2 protein-coding genes are annotated in these 1,814 nt (G+C 44.2%); both read left to right on the plus strand.

The genetic code is table 11. The annotated features are described in order from the left end of the window. The first annotated feature begins 145 nt into the window (after positions 1-145). Positions 146-898, plus strand: coding sequence for a DUF4197 domain-containing protein (locus B3O33_RS14350; protein ID WP_292361448.1), 753 nt, complete (start codon positions 146-148; stop codon positions 896-898). 66 nt (positions 899-964) lie between these two features. Beyond that, positions 965-1,729 carry an elongation factor-1 alpha gene (locus tag B3O33_RS14355; RefSeq protein ID WP_292361447.1) on the plus strand — a complete coding sequence of 255 codons (765 nt, stop codon included), beginning with the start codon at positions 965-967 and terminating at the stop codon, positions 1,727-1,729. The last annotated feature ends 85 nt before the right edge of the window (positions 1,730-1,814 follow it).

Genomic DNA, 1,814 nt, shown 5'->3' on the forward strand with positions numbered 1-1,814 from the left:
GAAAAACGTCACGCAATGCGCGAGGAATGCGTATAGCAGTTCCATATTAGCGACAGGCAATTACAGTTTGTGTGTTTTTCAATCCCACTCCTAAGGACTGGGCTCTGAAAGATCAGCAGCTCTTCGGTATGAAAGGAATGACATTATGAAATTTTCGGCAACGTTTACCTCCATCGTTTTTTTATTCTCGTTACTGGCAACCTCCCCCAGCCATGCAGACTGGAAAAAATTCCTGGAAGACTTCAGTAAATCAGGCAGTACAGCACTTGAATCGTCACAAGGTTCGGATTTAAGCGCTGATACTATTGCGAACGGCTTGAAAGAGGCACTGGAAACCGGTACCAGAAAGGCGGTGGAAAATGTCAGCAAAGAAGGTGGTTATCTGAACAACCCGCAAATCCGTATCCCTTTACCACCGCGTGTACAACAAGCCGCTGGCTTAATGCGTCAGCTGGGCCTGAATAAAATGGCAGACGATTTTGAACAAAGTATTAATCGGGCTGCAGAAAAAGCTGCACCACAGGCAACGTCAATTATGATTGATGCCATTAAAAGCATGACCATTGATGATGCCCGTAACATTCTTAATGGCGAGACTGACTCGGCTACGCGTTTTTTTGAAGATAAAACCCGTGGCAAGCTGGCCGGTTTATTTGAACCGATCATTGATACATCGCTCAATGAGGTTGGGGCTACCCGCTATTACAATCAACTGGACGATCAACTAAGCTCGGTCCCCGTTGTCGGACAGGATCTGAATCTGGATCTGCCGGACTATGTCACCGGTCAGGCGCTGGATGGTTTGTTTGTGATGATAGCGCAGGAAGAACAGAAGATCCGTAACAATCCAGCGGCACGAACATCGGAACTGCTGCAGCAGGTTTTTGGCAGTAAATAAAGTTTTCGGCTACTCAGAAAATGCGTGATGTAATAGAATAAACACAATAAAAATAAGGGAAACAACATGGCAAAAAATCACAACCTCAATCTCGCCAGTCAAGGCACATCATTAAAAGCACTATTTACCGGATATCTGGTTGTGGTCGCTGTGGGTTATCTGATGGCAATCGTACAGATTCAGCTGACTCATGGCCTTGCAGATGGAAAATATGGACTATCCGTTGATGACATCGTTTACAGCTATTACGGTAATAGAAGTAACTCTCTGCTCGAAAATAAATTACACGGTTCAATGAAATCCATGGCCACTGATGATGAACGTGAAAAAATCATTAGCTGGGTGCACGCTGGTGCCACCGAAGACGCGTATGAAAATGATGGTATTAAACAGATTTTTGAAACGAAATGTATTATCTGTCATAACGCAGATGCCGGTGGTGCAGTCCCGGATTACTCTGACTTCCAACAAATAAAAGAACGCGCGGTGGTGGACACTGGTGCCAGTATTACGGCTCTTGCCCGCGTTTCGCATATTCACTTATTTGGTATCGCATTTATCTTTATGTTTGTCGGCTTGATTTTCAGTTTAGCCGCCGGTGTACCAAAACCGTTAAAAGTGTTCGTTATTTCAATGCCCTATATTTTTCTGTTGATAGATATCAGTGCATGGTGGCTGACCAAACTGAATCCGAATTTTGCCTGGTTTGTAATGATTGGTGGTGGTGCAATGGCACTATCCTTTGCCTTTATGTGGGTAGTATCCATGTATGAAATGTGGATTCTGCCACGTATCCGTGAAGACAATCGTGACGCATTATTAGACGAATAACTCTTAACTTAAAAAAGCCGCTGTCTTGTCTCTCAAGGCAGCGGCTTTTTTTAGGGCTTGTTTATCTTTCATATCCACCACTGCT

This window comes from Methylophaga sp. UBA1464 (assembly GCF_002325665.1).
Taxonomy (GTDB): domain Bacteria; phylum Pseudomonadota; class Gammaproteobacteria; order Nitrosococcales; family Methylophagaceae; genus Methylophaga.

Excerpts from the sequence above, each read along its gene's own strand:
- B3O33_RS14350 (WP_292361448.1), top strand. The coding sequence starts at position 146 with ATGAAATTTTCGGCAACGTTTACCTCCATCGTTTTTTTATTCTCGTTA.
- B3O33_RS14355 (WP_292361447.1), top strand. The coding sequence starts at position 965 with ATGGCAAAAAATCACAACCTCAATCTCGCCAGTCAAGGCACATCATTA.